Genomic DNA, 24,383 nt, shown 5'->3' with positions numbered 1-24,383 from the left:
TGATTAACAGCAGTGAGGTGAACGGCATAAAAATCATATTATCCAACGCATCGAGCGATCCGATTTACATACAGATTATGAACCAGATTAGACAGAGTATTCTGAGCGGAGAATTGAGCGCAGGTGACAGTCTCCCTTCTATAAGGCAACTTGCTAAGGATTTGCAGGTTAGTGTTATTACGACTAAGCGTGCCTATGAAGAATTGGAGAACGAAAAACTAATCGATTCGGTCGTAGGTAAGGGGTGTTTCGTATCAGGGGCGAATAAAGATTTCATCAGGGAGCAGCGCATGAAGCGATTAGAAGAGAAAATGATGAATATCATTCGAGAAAGCAAGGAATTAAACATGAGCCAACAAGATGTAATCGATCATCTGACTTTACTGTTCGAGGAGGAACAAACGCCATGAATGCAATCGAATTACGAAATTTAACAAAAACATACCCTCTTTTTAAAGTCGATCATGTTTCACTGGATGTGAAACAAGGCTACATTACCGGACTCATTGGTCCGAATGGTGTTGGTAAAAGCACCTTAATCAAGATGATGCTTGGCATGATCCGTCCCGATTCCGGCAGTGTAAAAATACTCGGCCTTGATATGCCTAAACATGAAGTCGAAATTAAACAGCGCATTGGCATCGTCACAGATGATTGCTTCTATTATGAGCATCTTACGATTCGTGATACGAAGAGAATGATTGCGCCTTTTTACAGCCATTGGGATGAAAAGAAGTTTAACCGCCACCTCGAACAATTCGAATTGTCTCCTAAGAAGAAGGTTGAAGATTTATCTAAGGGAATGAAGATCAAACTCTCCCTTGCCATTGCCTTATCCCATGAGGCTGAGCTCCTGGTCATGGATGAGCCGACTTCCGGACTCGATCCTGTGTTCAGAAGGGAAATGCTCGATCTACTGGCGGATATGATGCAGGACGAAAAAAATACGATTATCTTCTCGACACATATTACAGCGGATTTGGATCGCATTGCTGACTATATTACTTTCGTCAATGACGGAAAACTCGTATTCAATGAAGCAAAAGATGATGTGCTTGAGAGATACGCGATCGTGAAGGGCGACTTACAACTGATTGATTCGGATATTCGAAAGGAATTTATCGGGATTCGTGAGACGGCGCTTGGTTTTGAGGGCTTAGTAGATAATAGACGCAAGGCCGCGAAGCTGTTCGGCAATAATGCTATTTTAGAAAAACCATCCTTAGAAGACATCATGTATTTCACGGCCAAGGGAGGACGAGTTCATGCTTAATTTGCTTCGTAAAGACTTTATCGCTTTAAAAAGCTCACTTTGGACGATTCTTCTTTATCTCGCTGTATTCAGTTTCGCTTTTATACCCAAAAGTGAAATGTCCATTTATTTTGTAGGAATCTATACGGCTTTCGGCTCCATCATTCTAGCTACGATGATCGATATCAAAAACCATAATCATAAATTTCTGGTCACGCTGCCGATTAGTCGCAAACATATTGTGCAAGCCAAATACATAACAGCCATCATCTATACATTGTTTGGAGTCATTGCTTCTTACGGGATTCACCGACTCATTAAGCTTTCATTCCCACAGCTTGAAAAGCCAGACTATACGGTACTGTCCCTATTGGTTTCAGTAGGAATGCTGCTTGTTCTCATTTCTATCTATATGCCTCTTTTTTACGCACTTAGTAAAAAAGGAGCCGGAATTATCAATGCAGTATTCATGGTCTCCCTAATTATCCTGGCACAACCTGCAGCGGTGCTAATGAATATGGTGAGTGAGAAAGGTCTCATTAACGATCAAACATTACTTCTTATCCTAATCGGTATCGTAGTTGTATTCATCGCTTCCTATTTCTTAACGATAAGCCTCTTTACTAGAAAAGACCTATAGAATCTCCGCGGATTCATAATGATTTTTGCCGTTACTGGCGAGCCCAAATGATGTAATCATACACGCTCAAGGGAATTGTTAACTTCAGACGCAGTATGTTATATTTTGGGTAATTCAATATTTTGTTAACATTTCATCGAAGGATAGAATCTATTTCCCTGATATGTAAGACGGAGGTGACTGAATGGATTTGAACGATGACCCAAAAGAATCAGCTCTTGCTCCCGAAGAAGATCAAAGTGAAGAAAAGGAACGACGCTACATGTCGACCAGCAGCGGGCTTCTGGAATCGGCCGTCGACAAATTTGCCAGAGAAGGCGGCTTTGACGATTCACCGTTAAAGGGAAAGCCGATTAAGATCGAAGACGGGGATGTTCTAACCGGGATCATGAAGAATGCGAATTACCAGCCAGCATGGGTGGAGCTGAGAAAAGAAATCGCCGCCGACATCAAGCGGCTCTTGGACCGCCCGGAGTCAACTGCGATTCCGGAGACAGCGTTCGAGGCCATCAATCAAAAGATTATAAAGTACAACCGAATGGTTCCGAATCCACAACTGCAAAAAGGACTCCTATCCGAAGTTAATTTGCACGCAGCCTACGATAAATGGGAATAGCTACTTACTTCAAAAATGTGCTTTTTCCCCGTCACCGTATAGGGGACCAAGTGAAAAAACGGCGAAAGAGACCTCTGAAGCTATCCGCTTCAGGGTCTCTTTTGAATAGGATCATGTCTCAATGTGGAGGCCAAGGTCGACCCGATCACAGGAAGCAAAAGCTGTCAATACTCACTTCATCTCACCCCGCCAAGCATCCAGCTGCTTCTGCACTTCATGTCGTACGTCGTCCATGCCGGCTTGCTTCAGCTCCTCATTAAACTTGGGGAGGATTGTATCCACATCGACGGAGCCTGTCATGAGACTCGGATAATATTTATGCCAGACCATCTCGATGTTATCGGTTTGGGCGGTCAGCTGGGATAGATCGGGTGTAAAGCCGAGCACGTTGGACTTGACGACGCCTGCGTTGTATTTGCGAAATTGATCCCATTTGTCGAGGGGGTCCGGGTTATCGCCGCCCATGGTTTTCAGGATAAACCAATTCCCCTGCGTGTACTGTACTCCTGAATAGCGGCTTGCAGGCGCATCCGGAATCGGGTTGCCATCGCTGTCCTTGTCCGTAGTTAGAACGACTTGCCCTTGTTTATCCAGTGTATAGTGCACGCCTTCAATCCCATAGTTAAATAAGTTTCGTATTTCCGGGTCCGTATTGAGCAAATTCAGGAATTTAATACATTCCACCGGATGCTTCGTATTGGCGTTCACGGTCATGATGCCGCCCCGGACGGATTCCGTTGTGACGGTGCTTGGGGTTACGGGATTCGCTACAATCTTGTAGCCGCGATCCTTACTCCAAGTCGTCTCCGAGAGCGGACCGCCGCCTGAAGACTTCCAGAACACTTTGGCCCCTCGTTTAAGTCCTCCAGGCTCTCGCAGTGCGGCATCCTCATTAATGAAGCCTTCCTTGTAATAACGCCGCAACGTATCTAACACCTGCCGCGCTTCCTTGGTTTCGAAGATATTCACCACCTGAGCGCTCGGGTCCAGTGATTTGATCATCAAGGGCAATTTATGGTTCATAATATATTCGTATCCATGGAGAGCGAAGAAATTGTGGGAATCCCGATCCAATTCCATGGGGATGTATGTCGGCTCTTCCCGATGAATCATCCGAAGCAGCGGTTCAAGCGATTCCAGCGTATTGTACTTGGTAATATCGATATTATATTTACTCACGATGGAAGCGGGATACATCCACTGATCAAGCACGGCTAACTCTTTATTGGTCGGCACACCGTAAATGCTGCCATCGTTCATACGTACCCCTTGCCAAAAGGTGGGGTCAATGGCATCGTACATTTCCTTGCCAAGGCCGGCAAGATAGTCATCCAGCTTCAGCCAGGCGCCGCGCATAGCGGTGGTTGCATAATCGGGTGCAAAAGCAATATCAAATGGACTTCCGGCGGATATCAGCGTGTTCAGCCGATCTTCATACTCCTGCCAGCTTACCTTGACATAAGTGATCGTCACACCGATTTTACGAGCCATGATTTCATTGATTTTATCATTGACGAGCTGCAGATCCTTGTCAGGCTCTCCGATCGTATAATAGATCAGGTTTACCGTGTCCCCATCATATGTTTCGTCGTTGTATCCAGGCTGCCGGAAGCAGCCGGTTGTATAGGATGTGAGCAGCAATATGAGACTGATGATCATGAAGATGCGTTTGGGCCTTCTTGGGTGCTTAAACATCATCGGTATCCTCCTTTTTCGCCGCGTTTGTTGTTACCCTTTTCCCCGCAGTTCAGAAGGAGATTTTTCAAAAAAGCTGTGAAAGTGCGTATAGAAGTAGTTGAGATTGTTGTAGCCGACGGAAAATGCGATGCAGGAAATCTTCTCATCTGTCGATTGAATTCGCTCTTGTGCAAGAAGCATTCGGTAAGCCATGAGATATTCGGAAAACTTCATCGCGGTTTCTTTAAGAAACAATTGTCCAAGGTAGGTGCTGTTCATCTGGAAACGCTCCGCTACGGACTTCAAGGTTATATTCTGAGCATACTCTGTCCTGATCATCAGCAGAATACGGTTGACCAGCTTGGATAAGCTGTCATAGCTTACACCTAATACCGGGTCCGTGTTCAGGCTTTCGCCATTCCTGTTACCTATCGAACCGCCCAGATCCTCAACGATGATCTTCTCAATCACTTGCTGCAGCTTGGTGCGTTCTATAGGCTTGAGCAGATAGTCTTTGACGCCACAGCGAATGGCTTCCTGGGCATATGTAAATTCACTATAACCGCTCATAATGATATATTTCGTAGGAATTTGAAATTCGTTCAATCTGCGGATCGCTTCATATCCAAGCTCCTTGCCAATGCAAACATCGAATATGGCGACATCCGGCAGCAGGTCGACCATTTTGGACATGGCCTCCTCCGTGGATTCGCAGGTTTCGATCCGACCAAAACCGTATTGCTTCCAATCCAGGATTCGCTTCATTCCCTCCAAAATCTGAGGTTCGTCATCCACAATCATCAGTTTGTACATGTTCAATCACCTCTTTTGAAATCCGCACGGAAATGTTGACTCCAGATTCCTCATTATTCGCAATCTCGATCGAAAAGCCGTCCCCGTAGAAAAAGTGAAGGCGCGTATATACGTTGCGCAGCCCGATACTATTGGAAGATGGTTCATCATGGTTAGACATTGTGCTTCGAACGGTACGTAAACGCTCCGGAGGAATACCGCATCCGTTGTCCACGAATTCCAGTACATAACAGTCTTCGGCTTCAAAGCCATTAACGACATACAAATTAAACTCATGATTCGCGTTAAAGCCATGGATGAAAAAGTTCTCAGCCAAAGGCTGCATCCAGAATTTCACGGTAGGGATGAGGAGCAGTGCCGGCTCTACATTGACTTGATAATAAAAGCGCTCGGGATACTTAAACTCCATAATCTCCAAGTACTTCTGCAGCAATTCCAGCTCGCTTGCAATCGAAATGATATTTTCCTTTTTGACGATTTCGCGATAGAGCGTCCCCAGCGTTGCAATGGCGTCAGCGGTATCCCTGTCCTGATTGACAAGAGCAGTGGAGCGGATAACCTCTAACGTGTTGTATAAAAAATGAGGGTTGATTTGGTGTTGAAGCGCTTTCATTTCAGTTTCCTGCTGTTTGATCTTTAACAGATATTCATTCCGGATATGCTTATCCAACTGCTGAATCATATCGTCCAATTCCCGGGCAATCATGCCGTATTCATTCCGACGGTAACGGGCAGGGCGGTTAGGCGTGAAATTAGCCATTTTCACACGTCCAATCGATTGAATGATGCGGCGCAGGAAAAGGGCATCATCCCGCATATTGTATGCAATGAGCAGAAGCACACTAATCATGGCCGTCAATACGATCAGAAAGATGGTGATCAGCATCCCGGCATGCTGACGGATGAGCATGGATAAATCGATGATGCTCACGAATTTGAAATTAAACTTGGTGGATGGAAAGGAGACAAAAAAGATATGTTTCAAAACACCCCTAGAAATAATACCGTGACTGCGTCCATTCGCCGCTGCTAGCCGGGATAGTTCTTCTAGGTCCCGGTCCTGTCCGCTACCGATCTGATATATTTCACCGGAAGGGCTGACTGCAGCCGCATTACCCAATCGGAAGCTTTGAACGGATTTAAAGATTTGCTCACTGCTGACCAAGAAGCGCAGCTCACCGAATTCCTGGGGACCTGACGTGGGATCCGACAGTTTCTTGCGATATACGAATCCCTTCATCAGGGTGTCGCGAAAAGCTTCATCCGTATTCGGAAGCCCGAAGGTAAAGCTTGCAATTCCGTTATCATTAAAACGGACGACATTGCCATACTTGTCGGTATGCGTGCTTATCTGCGTGATTTCACCTTGCGCCCAGCTGTACAGATAGGTCTTAACATCCTCTGGAAAAGAAACAAGCGGCTGTGAGAATTGGCTGTTCTGCAGCCTGCTGGTTAAGTATCCCTCAGCACTGCTGCTTAAAAAGCTGCGAGCATCATCCATCAGACCTGTATTGGAGTAAATACGCTGCATGTAAGCCTCAATGCGGTCAGCATCATACTGCAGCTCATTCTCTACACGCGAGAAGGCATTAGCCGCCTCGATCCGGGAGTTGCCAACCCATTGATTCAGCAGCATGGCACAGGTCAGCGTACCAAGCGTGATTCCGATGGCGACGACGAAGATGACATAGGCAATAAACTTGTGACGATAAATTTTGATTTGCAAAAAAGAGCCCATATGACACCTCGATTGCAGCAGGTCGTTGAAACAAGTTGCTATATCTCAATTTAACACGATTAACGCCTAGCTTCATAGATCGTAAGGAAAAAGCACCCCTTAAGAGAGCCTCATTAAGGGATGCGCTTGAGTGTAATCTTACTTGAAGTAATTGTTGATTTGCTCTTGGGCAGCTTGCATAATCGTGTCCATGCCGGCTGATTTTAATTCAGCCGTAATCTTCGGCACCATTTTCTCCGGATCGGATGCGCCCGTGATCAGCTCATATTTGTATTTATCCCATACCGCTTGGCAATTCGCCACTTCGGTCTGAAGATCGGTGATGTCAAGCGCAAAGCCCAGGACGGTCGAAGAGGTCGCTGCATCGTTCAGCTTTTTAACCTGTTCCCATTGATCTTCGGGAGCGCCTTTGGTCACCGCCAAATTAAAGAATGTGCCTTGTGTGTAGGCAGCCAGCGGCCAAGTATCGGATGTACGCTCAATCACCTTTTCGCCATCGACATTGTTGTAGTCTACGCCTATCTCGCCGAATGCCAGCATATTGCGAAGTTTGGGATCCGTGTTCACTAATTCAAGATATTTCAAAGCTTCCTTCTGATATTTCGAATTTGCCGAAATCGCATTGAGCGAGCCTTGGATTGTACTGGTGGTATAGATAGGACCATAATGCTGAACCATATTATACTTTTCAACGGCGTCATTGATTTGCCAGCTGACCTCGGCTCCTGGGAATGCCTGGGCTGCAAAGAACGGTCTGCCTTTGTCGTTCTCCGTTTTCGTCGGAGCATCCGGGTTGATGATACCATCCTGATACCACTGGTGCAGGAGCTTCAGATTAGCCATGACATCCGGCTGCTCGAGAACAGAGACCACCGTGCGTGCTGCATCGTCCGCTTTCACGCCGATAGGAGGGAAGCCTAGCGTTAAATCGTCATATTCGTTAAAGAAACCGTTCAAGCCTTCGCCTTGCGTCATTGGCAGCGGATAGAAGCTTTTGCCTTCGCCAGCCTTCATGTCATGGAGAGGTTTATCCAGATCCTGCAGCGTTTTGATATTATTCATGTCGATGCCGTACTTTTGCACATACTTATCATCGAATACCCAGTACTGCGTTAGCGCTGAATCTTTGTACGTCGGAACGGAATAATATTTGCCGCCGATTTTTGTGCCTTCCCATACTTTTTCGGGAATCAGTTTGTACAAGTCGGGCGTTTCGCTCTGAACCAGATCCGTAATATCGGCAAATGCGCCCATAGCTACTTGCTTGCTGTATTTACCGCTGTTCGTGAACATGATGTCGAAGGGTTCGCCGGTATTCACGATGGTGTTCATTTTGGTATCCCATTCTCCCCAGCTGGCTACCTTGATGTCAACTTTCACGCCAATCTTCTCGGCCGTATAGGCATTCATGGCATCAACCGCTTTGCTGAAATTGTTCGGCACTTGGCCCCCGATGGTCCACCAGGTCAATGTCGGAATATCCTTGCTTGTTTCGTCCTTCGGTGTGTCTGTTGTCGCTTTAGATCCATCCGTCGCAGCTGGAGACTTCGAGCCGCCGCAGGCTGCTAAAACGGTCAACATGAGTGCCAGTACGCACAGTGTAGAGATGAACTTAAAAGCTCTCTTCATTCCAAATTCCCCCTCATTGAAGTTAAATCGCTTAAGAGTTGAACAGTGTGATCTATCATAAACCAAGGTTTTTTCTTGGCTTATTTCGTCTTTAGCCTTTCACGGCGCCGACCGTCAATCCGGAAATAAAATATTTCTGGAAGAAAGGGTAGGCAAATGCTACCGGCAGCACGATGAGAATGGCGACAGCCATACGGGCTGATTCCTTCGGCATCGTGGCAACGAGCATGGCGTAGCTGACGCCCATACTTGCTGCATTTTTCGCGAGTGCGTCTACATTACTCATTAAGCTGTTGAGCAGTGCTTGCAGGGAATACAGGTTCTGGTTGTCGATATACAGCATCGATTGGAACCAGTCATTCCAGTAAGCAAAGCAGAGAAACAGTCCGATGGTTGCGATGACCGGCAGCGAGATCGGCAGGATGATAGAGAAGAAGATTCGCAGCTGGCTGGCACCATCGATTTCAGCAGATTCGATCAGCCCATCGGGAATCGTGCTCTTGAAGAAGGTTTTACATATAATCACGTTGAACGATGAAACAGCCAGCGGTAGAATAAGTGCCCAGATGCTATCCTTAAGTCCTAATAAATTGGTATTAATGAAGTAGCTGGACACCAAGCCGCCGTTGAATACCATGGGGATGAATACCACCCAGGTCAGAAAGCCCCTGAGCTTGTAGTTTGGGCGAGACAGCACATAACCCATGGAGGCGGTAAGCAATACGCCGAGCACGGTACCGGCCACGGTAACGAGGGCGGATACCCCGAGCGCTCGCAGAATCATCGTTCCCTGCTTAACGATATAGACGTATGCCTCAGCCGACAGAGCGACCGGGAGCAGGTGATAACCGGTCTCACGGATGGACTCCTCACTGGAGAAGGAAATGGACAGAACAACAACTACGGGTATGACGCAGAGCAGAGCCAAGATGATAAATATCAAGTTGAAGAACAGATTGACGGCTTTGTTTGTACGGTTAAACTTCTCAAGGCCTGTCTCGTAAGTGGTTTTCGGTGTCATCGTCTTGCCTCCTTACATCATCGCGCTATCCGGATCGATTCTGCGAACAATCCAGTTAGCGATCAGAATCGTTGCGCATCCCAGAACAGACTGTACGAATGCGGCTGCGGATGCCATCCCTACGGTGGCGGTTTTCAGCTGCTTATACACCATGACATCGATGGTGGTTGCCACGTTGAACAGCGAATTGGAATCTCGCGTGACCTGATAGAACAAGCCGAAATCAGTGTAAAATATCCGCCCGACGGCCAGTATGAACATCATGACGATCACCAGCTTGAGCATGGGCAGTGTAATAAATCTCGTCTGCTGCCAAATCGAAGCGCCATCAATAACAGCTGCTTCATAATAGGTGCTGTCAATGCTCGTGATGGTTGCCAAATAAATGACCATACCATAGCCCAGCCCCTTCCAGACATTTAAGAGAATCAAGAACAATGGCCAATATTTCGGCTCCATATACCAGTTAATCGGATCGCTGCCCATATTGACGAGCATTTGATTGACAATTCCTTTATCGAAGCTTAAGAATGCCCAGCCTACCGCAGATACGACTACCCAGGATAGGAAATAGGGGAGGAACATCATCGTCTGGTAGACCTTGCTCGCTTTGCGGCTGTGGAGGAGTCCGATCATAATCGCGAATAGAACGGGCAGAACGATTCCTAGCACGATAAACACAATGTTGTAGCCAATGGTGTTGCGAATAATGATCCAAGCGTCATTCGATTTGAATAAAAATTCGAAGTTTTTGAGGCCGACCCATGGACTGTTAAACACATTGCTCAAGAAGCCGCCGCTAATCTTGAAATTTTTGAAGGCGATAATGATCCCGAACATCGGTAAGAAACTAAACAGGATGTACCAAATCGTGGTCGGCAGCGCCAAGAGGGTAAGTTCCGTATCCTGCTTGTGCCAGCGTATTCGTAAGCGCTTTCGTTTATCTTTTGATTCGGCTGTAGAGCTCATGTCTGTCACTCCTTACGGTGTTATCTCGCTTGTCGGTGCACTTGTTAGTTTCATTGTATAAGAGGAGGATTCGCTGCTTCCAGATAACAAACTTGATACTATAGTCAACAAACGTTAGATTCGATAGATTTTATGGGGTATAGGTTATAGGTGACGCTCCATGTACGAATCGTTCCTCCCGTTGCCCCCACATTTCTTGGAATGGTTTTGAGTAAGGACGAAATGTGGGGGCAAAGGCGAGCGCTGACGCTTGTCCGGAATCGATTCGTCCTCTCCGCTATGCCGTGCAGGTCGACCAACTTTATCTGCCAATGGATTTGGAGGAAGTATCCCAATTTGCTCAAGAAGGCGGCCAATGATCAAAACAGAAGCCATAACGGTGTGGAGTAACATCCTGAGCACCGCCATGGCTTTATTTGACACACTTTCTGTTTATGAGAGCCGTACGTCAAGCAACTAAATCTACTTATGGGACGGCCGCTTTATTATCCGCCTTTATCCTGCTGAAAGGATCTCGTCAATTTTAATCCAGCGCGATTCCTCTTCGGCCATGGAGAGTTTGATTTCCCGTCTAAACGTGTGGATCAGCACGACAATTCCTGTCAATTCCGTGTTCTCATATTCATCGAACAGCCTCACGGTAATCATGCGGTGTTCATGAAATGACTCGGCGAGCGCGCTCTCGATTAATTCCATTTCTTGCGGATCCAGCGTCGGCCGGTCTTTTCTGCCCTCTTCCAGTTGTCTGCGAATGATGGTTTCTTTATGTTCCGGCAGCATCATCCGACTGGATTCCCACAGTCCGTTACCCTCAAGCTTTTTTCGTGTTGTCATTTATAGTGTCCTCCTATCTTGGCTGATCGGTCCAGCGCTTGGCCTGCGTCTGTTTTGGATACGGCTCTAATCACAATCGAATTCCCGTATTTATTTTTTAGGGCATCGGTCACCCGTTCAAGTGCCATTGACCGCTCCCGTCCTGTATCAAACAATGACATTTGGTATTCCGTATCCGGGGAAAACTGTGACAAGCTAATACCGACCCGCCGAATCGGCAGGCCGTCCCAATACATTTCAAGCAGCCGGCATGCCCAGCGGTAAACCTGATTCGTAATATTCGATGGATCCTCCATCTTCATCTGTCGGCTAAATCCCGTAGGGCGGTCAAAGTCTGCTCCCATACAACCGACCGACACCACATGCCCCATAAAACCAAGACCGCGGCATCGCTGGCAAACCAACTCGGTTAGCTCAAGCAGCACGACCTTGATTTCTTCCAGCTTGGTATAATCCCGAGGGAGGGTCATCATGTGTCCAACCGATTTAGGGTCAACTTGGTGAGTGCCTGGTCTTACCGGGCTGTCATCGATTCCGTTGGCAATTCGCCAGTACATCTCGGCTGAGATATCGGAATTTTTACCGAATTTACGGCGCATCATCTGCTTCAATTTAGCAAGAGGCGTCTGAGCCACGCTGCCGATCGTGGGCAGCCCCATGACGTTAAAGTGGCGGGTCATCTTGCTGCCGGCCATAAACATACAGCTAACGGGCAATTTCCAAAGGGTATCCGCAAGCGAGTCCTTGGACAAAGTGTAAATGCCGGACGGATTTTTCTTGGCATAGTTGTCACAGGCGGTTTTAGCCAGGATTTTGGTTTCACCGATGCCGAAGCGGGCGTAAACACCCGTAGCATCCTGGATATGACGCTGAATGGTTTGGGCTAACTCATCGGGTGTGCCGAACAGATGCAGCGAACCGGTAACGTCTAGAAACTGCTCGTCGATACTGTAAGGCTCAACCAAATCGGTATAACTCTTGTATATCTCCGTGATTTGCATCGAAACGTCAATATACTTCTGCATCCTGGGTTTAATGACGACAAGATCCGGGCACTTTGACAGTGCTTCCCCTAATCTCTCTGCCGTCGTTATTCCTTTTTCTTTAGCAAGCGGACAAGCAGCCAGCACGATACCTGAACGTCTTTCCGGATCCCCTGCAACTACCAAAGGGCGGCCTGTATACTCGGGATGGTCAGCTTTCTCAACAGATGCATAAAAGGACTGGCAATCCCCTAACATGATGACTCGGCTAGATGATTTCACAACAGACTCCCCTTATCTGCAATTTGTAGCCCCAGGTAGGTGTACGATCTTTGCTCGATCTCCGCCTCAATTAGCCCCCATAGTATGGACAGCTTGTGATGATACCCTCTACAGATGAATTCAACCTCAATGCCCAGCTTTGTTTTTCGATCCTCGTAAACCTTAATGGCATATTCACGCATTTTTTTACGAGCCTGAGCTAAATCGGATAATGCGGCTGCCTGCAAATGGTCGATGATCGCATTCGTTAGCTCGGGGGTCTTTAAATCTGCTCTGCATAGGATCGAACGATCATGCTCTAACACATCAAGTAAAAGGGGTAATAAAATATAATCCTTCACCAGTTGGGTTTCATCTGGTTTCAACCCAATACTCAACATCATTAACCACCTCATTGACGGGAACGTTTGTTTGTATTATATGCGAACATTCGTTCTTTTATCAATGTAAATTATACCCTTATGATGACGGATCAGAAATTCACAAGTGATACCCCTCATGATCAGGGATTAAAGCCCCCACCTGGAACCTTTCAATCAACGGATTACTTTTATTAAGATTCACTTTCATTACAAAATCGGAAGGGAGCTCTTGGATGCAAAACGAAATATCCTCCTGTAAAAATTCCGGTTTTTCATTATCGTAAAATTTCTCGACCGCTTCTGACTTTCGAATCCGTTCAATGGTTTCCTCGGCAGATATACGGTTAGTGTCTTGGAGAATCTCCGATATATATTGTGCGCAGGCCAGATCATCATCCCCTGACGGATGCGAAGCAATTAAATTAATCATCATGTTGTCTTCTTTTAATAAGTTCCTCTTTATAAACTCTGCTGTTGTTCTTGCATTGGTGAACCCGGTAACGAATAGGTGCTCGGTACTCAATGCGTTTAGGGTTGCTGTAACCCCATTGGTTGTCTTCTGGATCAGAAATTTCTCCCGAAGATCCAAGTTGTGTAAACGTACAGGCGAATTGTCCAGTTCAAACCCCGGAATCGGCAGCCCCTGTATCTCTCCCGCTAATAAAAAGTCAGGATCGATTTTTTTTAGACGCAAGGCGTCGTCTAGAGTTCCTGCCAGAATGATACCTTGAACCCCATTGATAAAGGCATAGTGAGCTACGGTAAAAGCCCTTATAACATCAATTACAACATTGATGTGGGATGCTTCCAATGTATGATGATGTCCTTGGATAATCCGTATCGGCATGCAGCAAACCCCTTTCACCCGGCATACTTGGGCTATTTTAGTAACAGTATATTTGCCCAAATCCAAGGAGTGCTCAAATCCTCCAAGGATTCGGCAGCAATGAAGGAATATTAAATTCGGATGTGGTGATAATTAGGAAGCATGTACTAATAAATGGCCTACTATAAACGAACTTCAAGTCCGAGGAGCGATACCATGGAAAAGACCAAAAAGCGAAAACTGAATATTAGCTTTAATAGCGATATCGACCTGCAGACCGACTCCGCGGAGACAAAAGACAGCGAATCTTCCGGAAAATCAAAGTCTTCTAACAGCTCAAAGGGTCAATTGTGGGAATTTATCGCACTAGCGACGATCCCGATCGTACTCGTTTTCGGCAATTCCATGCTAGTCCCGGGGCTTCCAGAAATGCAAAGGGAGCTTGGTATCAGTAAATTTCAAAGCAGCTTGATCATCACAATTTTCTCCTTGGCAGCAGGCTTGTTTATTCCGATTATTGGTTATTTGTCCGATCGATATGGACGAAAAATTATTATTATACCCGCCTTGATCATATATGGAGCTGCCGGTATTCTGGCAGGATTCGGCGCCATTTGGAACTCATTTGCGGTGATTATCTCTGCGAGGGCGATTCAGGGGCTAGCGGCCGCCGGAACAGCACCGATTGCCATGGCGCTCGTTGGCGATTTATACGATGGCGGGACCGAAAGCAAGGCACTGGGCTTAATCGAAGCCTCCAATGGCGCAGGGAAGGTACTCAGCCCGATCATCGGCTCTCTGCTTATGCTGATCGTGTGGTATGCTTCCTTTTTCGCATTTCCCGTGTTCTGTGCGTTATCGTTGTTGGCCGTCATTTTTATGATCAAAGAATCGAAACAATCTTCAAAGCAAGAACTAGGGAAATACCTTGGGAAAATCAAAGGCATCTTCAAAGAAAAAGGCCGCTGGCTCATCACTGCTTTTTTTGCCGGATCACTGGGGTTGTTCATTTTGTTTGGCGTACTATTCTATTTATCCAACATTCTTGAAGACAAGCCGTACCACATCGACGGGGTCAAGAAGGGCTTGATATTGGCCATCCCATTACTCGGGATGGTGATCACCTCCTATACAACTGGAAGCTTGATCAAGAAAAAGGGCCTGCTGATCCGTTGGCTGATGAATATCGGGCTGATTGCCATGACCCTTTCTCTGGCGGCTACGCTTTTCTTTTTTAACAACATTTATGTGTTTATCGGGTTGCTAACAGTCAGCTGCATTGGAACCGGAATGCTTCTTCCTTGCTTAAATACAATGATCACCGGCGCTGTTGAGAAAAGTGAGCGGGGAATGATTACGTCCCTTTACAATAGCTTGCGATTTTTGGGGGTTGCAGCAGGGCCTCCCTTATTCGGGTGGATGATGGATAAATCGGATCATGTCGTTTTCATAACCGTGTCTTCACTATCTTTGGTTGCTTTAGGATTCGTGTTCTTTTTGATTAAGCCGCCTCGGCAGATCGGATGACCAGACAAATCGCTTATTGTAAAAGATGGGCACCTGTCAATGGGCATGAGCATATTATGCCAATGTCATTGGATTAAACGACTACATCAAAAAGAATTGAGGAGATCCTAAAATGAACAGTTCCCTGCGAACAGTTTGGCCCATGGAGATATGTGATCCGAGCGGGCTGCGCGAAAATCCCGAGCACGGCAAAAAAGACCACGACACCTACGGGGTCATGGAACGCGGGATGACGATGGTTATTGATAAAGGCTTGGGTAGAAACATGTTTTCAGATGTGATCGAGACAGCCTCGGATTACATCGATTGCGTCAAATTCGGTTTTGGGACGGCTCCGCTGTATAAAACGGAAATGCTGCTATATAAGATCAATCTAGCCAAACAACATGGAATCACGGTCATGCCCGGCGGAACCTTGCTTGAGACAGCCGTGCAGCAAGATGTCGTCCCCGCATTTTTTAATACCGTTTGCCGTCTTGGATTTAACGCTATAGAAGTATCCGACGGCACGATTGAGATGTCGCGAAAAAAACGAACGGAGCTCATCCGGGAAGGTAAACAACGCGGACTTCGGGTTTTTACGGAGTATGGTAAAAAGCAATCCGGTTCCCGCATCGAAGCCGAAATGCTCGCGTATACGATGGAAGCGGATTTAGACGTAGGTGCCGAGTATATCATCGTTGAAGCGCGCGAGTCAGGACTGGGTATCGGTATTTTCGATAAGCATGGCGAGTGCCAGGAAGAAATGATAAATACTATCATCGACTACGTGTCGGATGCAAGAAAGCTGATTTGGGAGGCACCTCTTAAGGAGCAGCAAGCGATGCTTCTCCGCAAATTGGGATCTAATGTGCATTTGGGGAATATCCAACCCACCGAAGTGCTTTCCCTTGAAACGATGCGCCGGGGACTTCGTCAAGATACGTTTGAACTCGGGGTGAGAGAGAAACATACGGATGGATTTTGTTACGTGATTTAAACATAGACCAAACCACAAGAGAATGATAATTACTAGAAGGCTGTCTATGGAGATCTCCAGAGTCAGCCTATACATATTTTCGTTAAAGAGACCGATCCCGGTAATCCCCTTCAGGGAACAAGCATACACTAAACAAGCAGGACTGGCTTGTTACTCTAATCTATGAAGGATGATTCCGCGTGAATTTACAGATCATGCCCGGGCGAAAGAGCCCCTTTTTCTTTCGTCGTATTTCCAAGAAACTCTTCTTCATTACCGCCGGCTCCATCATTCAAGGTTTTGCCATGGCAATGTTCTTGTTTCCTCACGCCATTCCTTCGGGGGGAGGAGCAGGGATCGCGGTTCTTCTGAACCATATGTTTGAGCTCCCAATGAGTCTCGGACTGTGGTTAGCCAATTTTATTTTCCTCGCCTTTACAGTCCCTTATCTTGACGGTGTCAGTGCCTTCGGGACCATATTTGTTATAACGGTGACGTCCGTTTCCGTTAATTTCTTCGAGGTGTTCTTAGAACCCCCGTTTGGCAACGTATGGATCGATCTTCTATTCGGCTCGGTTATTCTCGGAACAGGTGTCGCCATCCTCATAAAGCAGAGGGTATCGAACGGGGGAATCGGTTATGTTGCCTTAGCCATTTATAAGTATAAAAGAATCAACCCCGGTACCTCATTGTTCTGGATGAATGGAATCATATTCGCCTTCACTGCCTATGTGATCGATTGGAAAATTATTATCCTTGCAGTTGTATGCCAGTGGATATCGACCCGGATCATTAACTGGATTCATCAGTTTCCTCCTCCTAAGTCGATCTATGAACCTGCTTGGCGCAAAAAGTGATTCTGTGTACGGACATAAGAGTGATTGACAAATATAACAGAAATATGGAAATTTGGGTCGTGCGGCCTATATTAAATGAAAAACAATGTAAGTTATAGTTTGAATATGTCATAACATGTTTGAATATTCGACAAATTCATACTTCGTAGTACGATAATAGCAAACCCACTGAAAAGTGGCGACGCAAAGCTACAGGGGCTAATGTGGATCTACTTAAGACCGCGATGCCAGCCAGTTACCGAATACGACGGAAGCCTCCGTCTGTTTTGTTGTGGTTATCATAATGGATGGGGTTTTTTTATTTTTCGCTAGGAGCTGCCGAATGCAGACACGGCGATGAATAGGAGATCGATTCCATTATTAATCGCTTATTCTTACAAGGGAAGAAGGGAAAATAATGGGTCAAAGAACACTGGTAGAAGCAAACAATCATTTTCCTAATATCCTCAGTATGACTGAAATAAAAGAAAGGTTGATTGAACGGAAAGAAATTCTTTATTTGCTCCAAGAGGAAACAAGGAATATGAACGATTTGCTGTCTATACCCTATTTATTTGTTATAACAGATATGGATGGAACCGTCATCGATTATTGCGGAACAGGTTCGTTAAAAAGTTTTCTCGAGAGAAATAATATGAAAAGTGGGACCTCATTGGCAAGGGAAGACGCAGGAAATAATGCCATTTCATTATCCATGGAACAACAAACGCTTTCTGTCGTAGTTGGGGCCGAGCATAGTAATCGCTTGTTTTCAGAATTGGCGTGTGTTTGTACTCCCCTTCGAATAGAAAATGTGATCATAGGCTACCTTGGCCTTAGTTTTCATTATTTACACGAGGTTACATTTGCCATACCACTCATTGAACACTTGGCCAAGAATATTGAAGAAAAGTTACCTCAAAAGGATCCCATTCTGCAAAGGGAGCTGATCTATTCTCACTTTCACCAATATGAATTAACGAATCGAGAGAAAGAAATAGCATATGGGTGGCTGGAGAATAAAAATGTACCTGAAATTGCTGATATTTATGGTATTAGTCAAAGTACGGTTCGTACTTTTATTAAAAAGATATATGCAAAAACGAGAGTCAACCATAAAGGAGCATTTCTTAAAAAATTTACATAACCGTCATAAAAATTCTTAAGACAAAGATTACCCAATTCTGGGTATTTTTTTTATTTACGTCGAATTTTATAATGATAAGTAGCTGTAGCTTTAAGCTGATTCGCGTTATCGATAAGATGAGAGCTTCAATTCTTATGGTTTGAAAAAGTTTGTCCCAGGAACTGTGGCAACGGTCATCAATCACTTGTTACGACGGGGGTGGGTGAACAAGATGATTTCTATCGAGAGCGAGCTCGAACAAGTAGCGAAAAAACTCGAACTTCTACGAAGAGAACTTGAGCGAGTGGCCAGCAGTTTCGAATTGGTGCATCAAGATGTTGTCGCCATTTCACAGTCGTTGGACAAGCTGATTGTTCGTTACATGCAATTAAAAAACCAAGAAGAATATATCAAAAGAAAGTAGATCTTCTTCATAAGAAGATATCTACTTGGGCGGTGAAACAAACGGATTAAGATTTACTAAGGCAAGAAGCAAGAAAAGATGCCCTCCGAAATTTGGAGGTCATCTTTTTTTGCTCGTGGACTGTCCTCATGAATCCATTACCAACACCCGAAGGGAGGTGCGGCGGAGGATTCGTGAAGCCAACCAGCAGCCGCTGACGGCAATAGCAAGCGCGATCAGAGCCAGCCCAATGGCCAGCGGCCATTCCATGATGAGTGGCAGCTTGACAATACCGTAGGTAGAGAGCAGACCGCGCAGCACGGCTGGCAATGCGTAGACACCGCAAGCGATGCCAACAAGTGCACCAAGCGCAGCCAGTCCGGCAATGCCACTTGTCAAGGCACGACGGATATCGGTTGCTGTCAGGCCGAGCGAGGCATAGATGCCATATGTTTTCGTTTCCTTACGAATATGCAGACGGCAAGTCGTATAAACAATAAGACAAGTGACAGCCATGAACAGAAGAGCCAGCATACTCATCGGAATGAGCAAAACCGCCGCAGCTTCTTTGAATACGGAATCGAGCAGCACATCCTGCTTCAGCGCTTGGATGGAAGGGCCGTAACGCTCGTTCAGCTGCTGTACAAGCGCATCGCTATCGGTTTTGCTCTTAAGCTGAATAAACCCGGCGTCCGGATGCAACTGCTCCACAAGGTCCGAGGTGACCCTGGCGACGTTCGACAAATTGGAAATAGACTGAAAGGTGCCGGTGATCAGCAATTGCTGCGGTTTTCCTTCAATGTAGATCGTGAGTATGTCGCCGATATCTTTGTCCAACTTACGCGCAATATTGATTCCGATAGAAACTTCATTAGGCAGTGCAGGATTACGGCCCGCAAGCGAGGCAAATCCCATCTCGTCCATGCTGCCTTCCACGACCGTCAAAGGGAGGCTAAACGTCTGTTGATGATCGCTATCCCCTTCGACATCCGCGATGACGCCGGTGGCGGCCCCAGACCAGTTTAGACTGAGAACCCGAGGGTCGTTTTGGATATAGGCTTGCATTTTTCCCCGATCCATACCTTCCGCATGGATAACCATAATGGCGATATCCGCATCGTCATAACCCCACTGGGCCGACGTTTCACCAATGCGATAGACACTGGTTACTAGCACGGCGCCAAAGACGAGCACAGCCACCGTGATGCTCATTAGCAGAAAGATCAGTGCTGCGCTTTTTTTGTTGCCGCTCACATGCTTCCAGCCGATGACCGTGGGTACGGACCATCGGTCCAGTAGTCTTATGCGGGCACCATGCAGATGGGTACGACTATGCGAGGATTCCGACATGCCGTAACGGATCGCTTGAATGGGCTCAATATGGCGTGTCTTAGCAGCATAAACAAGGACGCATAGAAGGATGATGAGCAGCAGGCCGCAGCCGGTCCAGATCGCAACATCTACTGCTTGTACGGGAACAGGTGCTGTATCGGATTTGAGAAAAGACAGGGAATTCTGGATGATGACATCTGAAAGGAGACGACTTGCAATCAGTGCTGGGACCAAGGCGACAATCGCCATTAAACCGTATTGCAGCAAGTAGGTACCGATGATGCGTTCGGAAGTCATGCCGATCGATTTGAGAATGCCGATGGTGCGATAATTGGCAAGGATCGTGTCCGTGATCGTAAAGCCGATCGTAAGCAAAGCGACGAGGATCATGATCAGCCCGAGGAAACTCATGACAAAGCCGATCACCTTGTTCATGATAAAGTAAAAGGCCGACAATTCGGCAAACGAAACGCGTTCCTCCAAAAACGGCGATCCGAGCGCCTGCTCAAAGCGCTGCCAGTACTCCCCGCTTTGTTCGGGATACGCATAGCGAAGCGATAACATGTATTGCTCCGGAGTGGACAAGCTACCCATAGTTGACCGGTAGTCGGCATCGTTCATCCAGATGCGGGCAGTGGTCGAGAAAGGACCGCCATGGGATAAGTCGATGACAATGGCGCCAATCGTGAAATGTACTGGTGCAGTCCCTGAGGTGAACGTCAATTCATCACCGATGTGCATGTTGTATTTGTAGGCAAGCGAGGTGGGTATCCAGATCTCGCCGGCTTCCGGAACGGTCAGATGCTCAGGGCCTGTACCGGGAAGAGGATTGTTGACCCCATGCGGCATCGGAGGCGTATTGATCATATACAGATAAAGATTGGGCAATTCTTTTCCGTTATAGACCAGTCCCGTCCATGGCTTATAAGGGACTAAGCTGGATGCGGTTACTCCGTCTTGGCTTGACCACCAATCGGCTACCATTTGTTTGTCATGCAACCCGCGGGTCATATTGATGACTTCATGGGCACCCTGAGCAGCCGTATGGCGATCGTTGAATACATTTTCCGTATTCATCAAGACCGTAAATGCGGTGCTGACTAGTAGGGCAGATAGGGCAATAAGCAATGCGATCAGCGTGTTTTGCATTTTTCTTTTGCGCAGGTTGCCCCAGCAGAGTGTTAATATGGCTCGCATCCCAGACTACCTCCTCCCGGTGACATAAGCAAAGATCATCGCTTCCCGCTCGGAGGCTTGCTCTGGACTGTAGGGTCCCATATCCAGCGTGCCCCCGATCTTGCCATCTCGAATATAGATGAGGCGATTGCCGCGGCAGGCTGCCTTCATGTCGTGGGTGACCATGACAATCGATTGACCTTCCGCGTGCATCTGGCTCAATATATCAAGCACCGTAACGCCTTGCTCGTAGTTCAGGCTGCCGGTAGGCTCATCGGCGAAGATGATGTCCGGGTTATTGATGAGCGCCCTGGCGATTGCCGCCCGCTGCTGCTGTCCTCCGGATACTTGGGAAGGCAGCCGGTTGCTCTGTTTATCGAGGGACAGATTGACCATTAAGTCATGTGCCCGTTGTCGTACTTGCTCCTTGTCCTGATTAGCGATATATCCAGGGAGGGCAATGTTATCAAATAGCGACAGATCCGGTACAAGGTTGCTGTTTTGATAGATAAAGCCGATCTGATTCACCCGAAAGCGTGCAAGCTCCTTGGCTGAAAATTGATCAAGGCGCTGTCCCTGCAGACAGACTTCTCCGGCTGTCACATCATCAAGTCCGCTGAGCAAGTACAGCAAGGTGGACTTACCCGACCCCGAATCGCCCATGATGACGGTAAAGTCTCCTTCATAAATGGACAGATCGACATTGCGGATGGCATGGTATTGCTCCTTGCCGGTGGTGTATGTTTTGCATAAATTACTAGCTTGCAGCATGACGGTGTTGCTTGAAGGCATATTGTGATCTCCTCTCTTTATCTCCCACTGCCATCAAAGTATAGAAGACAAATCTTGCGCATTTGTTATCAAATTATAAATAAAGTATGACAGGAGTCAGCTAAAGGGGCAGAATTAAGCAGAAGGTCGTTCCCTGCTGCTGTTGACTGTGAAAAGAGATCGTACCGCCATGCGCTTCCATAATATATTTGCAAATCGACAAACCCAGTCCGACCCCGTGGCGCTCGGCCAGTTGGCCGGCAGTTCGTTGTAAAACGTTACCCTGGTAGTACCGTTCAAAAATAAAAGGCATATCACGCGGGGAAATCCCGCTGCCTGTATCGGAGACGATGATCTGCAGGCAGGATGTTTCCGAGTGTTCTTCAACAGCGAGGCGAATTGTATCCCCGGTTTTGGTATGCTTCAGTGCGTTCGTGACGAGATTGGCAATGACCTGCTCGATCCGTACAGCATCAATTCGGACAAGCACGTTAGGAATCACAGCAGGCTCTTCGCAGCGTACGCCCATTGTTCGGATATAATGGCCCATCACGTTGAAGATAGGCTCCAGCGTTGGAGCGCTGTACTGCTCAATCGGATGTACGGCAATCTGTTCCAGATCACGCAGTGCGTGCAGCAGCAAATCGTCTACGAGCACGGCCATCTTACTCGTATTTGCGTGCACAACTTCAAGATAAGTCATCACACTTGGCAGATCAGGGCAAATCCCTTCGCGAATTGCTTCAATATACGCTTTGATTGTCGCCAGCGGAGTTTTCAAGTCATGAGACAGATTGGATATGAGTTCTTTATGCGACTGGCTGTGTGCAGCTTGCTGGATATGTAAATTACGAATCTCTTCACGCATGAGATCAAATACGGCATAGAGTTCCCCGACCTCATTATTGCTTGTCCATTCGGCACGCTGCTCATAGTCACCTCTCAATATAGCTTCCGCATAAGGCTTGAGTCCGGCAACAGGCTGCACCAGGTCATGCTGCACCCGGCGTCCGATGGAGAAGAATAAATAAAGCAGCGTCAAAAGTGCCAGAGAAAGCATGATCCATGGTACATAAATAAAGGAGTCGGAGGAGGGCATTACTGCGGCCAAGGCAGATGCCGGGACCGCAAATTGAGCGTAACCTACAAAGGCTTTGGTGCCCGCATCCCGCAGCGGAAAAGCGAGATGATAGTGGGGCGGTTCGCTGTCAGAAATTCGCAGCGTATAGTCTAGTTCAAAGCGCGGATTGATTGGGCGCTTCGATGAATTTTCGCTATCATAGATCAACGTTCCATCAGGAAGCACAACCTTGAGGCCGCCCCGCGTCTCCTGACTCCAGACGGTTAATTGCCGCCGGATCGGAGCGTCGGTGAGCAGTAATTCCGCATGCTCATTTTCCAAGGTATGGACGATCGGATTCGTCAGTACGCGAATTTGCTTCACAATAGTTGACGGAGCCAGCTGGTTTGAAGGTCCAATAAGAGTAAGCCAAACGACAGATAGTATCACTGTAATGATGGATAGACCAGCTGCCCAGAGTCGTCTAGCATACCAAGTTTTCCAGTCCATAGAGGCTACTCCGTTTCATCGGGGTTGAATTTATATCCGACGCCCCACACGGTTTTAATATAGGAGGACTTGATTTCGGTTCGTTCCAATTTCTCACGGAGCCGCCGAATGTAGACCGTGATCGTATTATCCTCGACATAAGCCGAATACCCCCACACATGATCCAGCAGCTGCGATTTGGTAAACACTTGATTAGGGTTGGAGGCCAAAAAGTATAGCAAATCAAATTCTTTGGCGGATAAAGAAATTTCCAGCTGTCCGGCCATGACCTTGCGGGCATTTTTATCAATCGACAGGGCGCCGAATTGCAAGCGCTGCTGTGGGGATACCGGGAGTTTCGGATCTGCCATTCTGCGCAAATGTGCCTGGACGCGAGCGACCAGTTCACTGAGCGAGAAGGGCTTGGTCATGTAATCATCGGCGCCAAAACCCAGGGCAAGCACTTTGTCCGTGTCGCTGCTGCGGGCGCTCAAAATTAGAATGGGCGCAGCCGTCAATGTACGGAGCTTGCGGCACACTTCAATCCCGTCAGCGTCAGGCAACGTCAGATCGAGAATGATAAAATCTGGCTGCCGTTGGCGGACCGCCTGCAATCCGTCGCCGGCATTTTCCGTGATGAACGCGCTGAATCCCTGAACACGCAAATAGTCATTCACAATGCGCGAGATATCCTGTTCATCTTCAATGATCAGTACTGTTTTAGGAGAATTCATTAAAAAGTCGCCCCTGTTCCGTATGCTTTAAATGGTGAGTCCATTATAGCATGGGCCGAGGAAAACAAGGGCAATATTACCAGTTAGGGTGGTGAATGGTGACGGAATATGCGGAGAAACGGACGGAATTGAAAGAAGAGGGGGATTATGAGGCTTTGGAGTATGAGGCTTAGCGGAAATTGCCTCGCCGACTCTTCCACAACAAAGCTGCACAATCGAAATGCGGTTACCTGACCTGTCGAGAACTCAGCCAGAGGATGATTTTATTGGCATCTTAGGTGAAAAACAACAGCTATCGGGCTATTCCCGATAGCTGTTGTTCATCGTTT

The 24,383-nt window shown here is 47.0% G+C and carries 23 protein-coding genes and 1 riboswitch; of the genes, 9 read left to right on the top strand and 14 right to left on the bottom strand.

All coding sequences use genetic code 11. The annotated features are described in order from the left end of the window. Nucleotides 1-26 precede the first annotated feature (26 nt). The 4 genes from NYE54_RS25710 to NYE54_RS25695 all read left to right on the top strand — a co-directional run bounded on the left by NYE54_RS25710 (nt 27) and on the right by NYE54_RS25695 (nt 2,508). The gene (locus tag NYE54_RS25710) at nt 27-410 is read left to right on the top strand and encodes a GntR family transcriptional regulator (protein ID WP_326119361.1); all 384 of its coding nucleotides are present in this window, start codon (nt 27-29) and stop codon (nt 408-410) included. Then, nucleotides 407-1,273 carry an ABC transporter ATP-binding protein gene (locus NYE54_RS25705; protein ID WP_339267161.1) on the top strand — a complete coding sequence of 289 codons (867 nt, stop codon included), beginning with the start codon at nt 407-409 and terminating at the stop codon, nt 1,271-1,273. Before NYE54_RS25710 ends, NYE54_RS25705 begins: the two co-directional genes overlap by 4 nt. After that, entirely contained in the window at nt 1,266-1,892 is a 627-nt protein-coding gene (locus NYE54_RS25700; RefSeq protein ID WP_339267160.1) for an ABC-2 transporter permease, read from the top strand. Before NYE54_RS25705 ends, NYE54_RS25700 begins: the two co-directional genes overlap by 8 nt. A 184-nt stretch (nt 1,893-2,076) precedes the next feature. Further along, on the top strand, nt 2,077-2,508 hold the full coding sequence (locus tag NYE54_RS25695; protein WP_339267158.1) for a DnaJ family domain-containing protein: 432 nt from the start codon (nt 2,077-2,079) through the stop codon (nt 2,506-2,508). 171 nt (nt 2,509-2,679) lie between these two features. On the opposite strand, the gene NYE54_RS25690 is transcribed toward NYE54_RS25695, so the two are convergent. From NYE54_RS25690 to NYE54_RS25645, 10 genes are all read right to left on the bottom strand, one after another. Then, the gene (locus NYE54_RS25690) at nt 2,680-4,206 is read right to left on the bottom strand and encodes an ABC transporter substrate-binding protein (RefSeq protein WP_339267156.1); all 1,527 of its coding nucleotides are present in this window, start codon (nt 4,204-4,206) and stop codon (nt 2,680-2,682) included. 30 nt (nt 4,207-4,236) lie between these two features. Next, nucleotides 4,237-4,998 (bottom strand): response regulator, encoded by a 762-nt coding sequence (locus NYE54_RS25685; RefSeq protein ID WP_339267154.1) that lies wholly within the window; start codon nt 4,996-4,998, stop codon nt 4,237-4,239. Continuing rightward, a complete protein-coding gene (locus tag NYE54_RS25680; protein WP_339267153.1) occupies nt 4,973-6,736 on the bottom strand; it encodes a histidine kinase in 1,764 nt (587 codons plus the stop codon). Before NYE54_RS25680 ends, NYE54_RS25685 begins: the two co-directional genes overlap by 26 nt. A 138-nt stretch (nt 6,737-6,874) precedes the next feature. Next, a complete protein-coding gene (locus NYE54_RS25675; RefSeq protein WP_339267152.1) occupies nt 6,875-8,365 on the bottom strand; it encodes an ABC transporter substrate-binding protein in 1,491 nt (496 codons plus the stop codon). Between the two features lie 91 nt (nt 8,366-8,456). After that, nucleotides 8,457-9,386 (bottom strand): carbohydrate ABC transporter permease, encoded by a 930-nt coding sequence (locus tag NYE54_RS25670; protein WP_076324259.1) that lies wholly within the window; start codon nt 9,384-9,386, stop codon nt 8,457-8,459. A gap of 12 nt (nt 9,387-9,398) precedes the next feature. Beyond that, on the bottom strand, nt 9,399-10,355 hold the full coding sequence (locus NYE54_RS25665) for an ABC transporter permease subunit (RefSeq protein ID WP_339267150.1): 957 nt from the start codon (nt 10,353-10,355) through the stop codon (nt 9,399-9,401). 495 nt (nt 10,356-10,850) lie between these two features. Beyond that, the gene (locus NYE54_RS25660) at nt 10,851-11,189 is read right to left on the bottom strand and encodes a YolD-like family protein (RefSeq protein ID WP_215159859.1); all 339 of its coding nucleotides are present in this window, start codon (nt 11,187-11,189) and stop codon (nt 10,851-10,853) included. Further along, a complete protein-coding gene (locus NYE54_RS25655) occupies nt 11,186-12,454 on the bottom strand; it encodes a DNA polymerase IV (protein WP_339267147.1) in 1,269 nt (422 codons plus the stop codon). Before NYE54_RS25655 ends, NYE54_RS25660 begins: the two co-directional genes overlap by 4 nt. Beyond that, nucleotides 12,451-12,837 (bottom strand): hypothetical protein, encoded by a 387-nt coding sequence (locus NYE54_RS25650; RefSeq protein WP_339267145.1) that lies wholly within the window; start codon nt 12,835-12,837, stop codon nt 12,451-12,453. Before NYE54_RS25650 ends, NYE54_RS25655 begins: the two co-directional genes overlap by 4 nt. A gap of 97 nt (nt 12,838-12,934) precedes the next feature. Beyond that, on the bottom strand, nt 12,935-13,663 hold the full coding sequence (locus NYE54_RS25645; protein WP_339267143.1) for a 2-phosphosulfolactate phosphatase: 729 nt from the start codon (nt 13,661-13,663) through the stop codon (nt 12,935-12,937). Nucleotides 13,664-13,858: 195 nt separating this feature from the next. Here NYE54_RS25645 and NYE54_RS25640 point away from each other — a divergent pair, with 195 nt between their 5' ends. The 5 genes from NYE54_RS25640 (at nt 13,859) to NYE54_RS25620 (ending at nt 18,513) form a co-directional block, all read left to right on the top strand. Next, entirely contained in the window at nt 13,859-15,169 is a 1,311-nt protein-coding gene (locus tag NYE54_RS25640; RefSeq protein ID WP_339267141.1) for an MFS transporter, read from the top strand. 112 nt (nt 15,170-15,281) lie between these two features. Then, on the top strand, nt 15,282-16,148 hold the full coding sequence (locus tag NYE54_RS25635) for a phosphosulfolactate synthase (protein ID WP_076324251.1): 867 nt from the start codon (nt 15,282-15,284) through the stop codon (nt 16,146-16,148). 194 nt (nt 16,149-16,342) lie between these two features. Beyond that, the gene (locus tag NYE54_RS25630) at nt 16,343-16,984 is read left to right on the top strand and encodes a YitT family protein (protein ID WP_339273660.1); all 642 of its coding nucleotides are present in this window, start codon (nt 16,343-16,345) and stop codon (nt 16,982-16,984) included. 148 nt (nt 16,985-17,132) lie between these two features. Further along, a riboswitch (cyclic di-GMP riboswitch) is annotated at nt 17,133-17,227 on the top strand. Between the two features lie 154 nt (nt 17,228-17,381). Beyond that, entirely contained in the window at nt 17,382-18,110 is a 729-nt protein-coding gene (locus NYE54_RS25625; RefSeq protein ID WP_339267139.1) for a LuxR C-terminal-related transcriptional regulator, read from the top strand. A gap of 211 nt (nt 18,111-18,321) precedes the next feature. Further along, nucleotides 18,322-18,513, top strand: a complete 192-nt coding sequence (locus tag NYE54_RS25620) for a Spo0E family sporulation regulatory protein-aspartic acid phosphatase (RefSeq protein WP_339267137.1) — start codon at nt 18,322-18,324, stop codon at nt 18,511-18,513. A 126-nt stretch (nt 18,514-18,639) separates the two neighbouring features. Here NYE54_RS25620 and NYE54_RS25615 read toward each other — a convergent pair whose 3' ends face one another. The 4 genes from NYE54_RS25615 to NYE54_RS25600 all read right to left on the bottom strand — a co-directional run bounded on the left by NYE54_RS25615 (nt 18,640) and on the right by NYE54_RS25600 (nt 24,054). Next, nucleotides 18,640-21,021: an FtsX-like permease family protein gene (locus tag NYE54_RS25615; RefSeq protein WP_339267136.1), complete on the bottom strand. Its 2,382-nt coding sequence runs from the start codon at nt 21,019-21,021 to the stop codon at nt 18,640-18,642. A gap of 6 nt (nt 21,022-21,027) precedes the next feature. Continuing rightward, nucleotides 21,028-21,792: an ABC transporter ATP-binding protein gene (locus NYE54_RS25610; protein WP_339267134.1), complete on the bottom strand. Its 765-nt coding sequence runs from the start codon at nt 21,790-21,792 to the stop codon at nt 21,028-21,030. Between the two features lie 100 nt (nt 21,793-21,892). Next, nucleotides 21,893-23,341 carry a HAMP domain-containing sensor histidine kinase gene (locus NYE54_RS25605; protein WP_339267132.1) on the bottom strand — a complete coding sequence of 483 codons (1,449 nt, stop codon included), beginning with the start codon at nt 23,339-23,341 and terminating at the stop codon, nt 21,893-21,895. 5 nt (nt 23,342-23,346) lie between these two features. Continuing rightward, nucleotides 23,347-24,054 (bottom strand): response regulator transcription factor, encoded by a 708-nt coding sequence (locus tag NYE54_RS25600; protein WP_339267130.1) that lies wholly within the window; start codon nt 24,052-24,054, stop codon nt 23,347-23,349. Between the last annotated feature and the right edge of the window lie 329 nt (nt 24,055-24,383).

Origin of the sequence: Paenibacillus sp. FSL K6-1330 (assembly GCF_037976825.1) — a bacterium.
Taxonomy (GTDB): domain Bacteria; phylum Bacillota; class Bacilli; order Paenibacillales; family Paenibacillaceae; genus Paenibacillus_AQ.
This window is presented reverse-complemented; position numbering and strand designations above follow the sequence as displayed.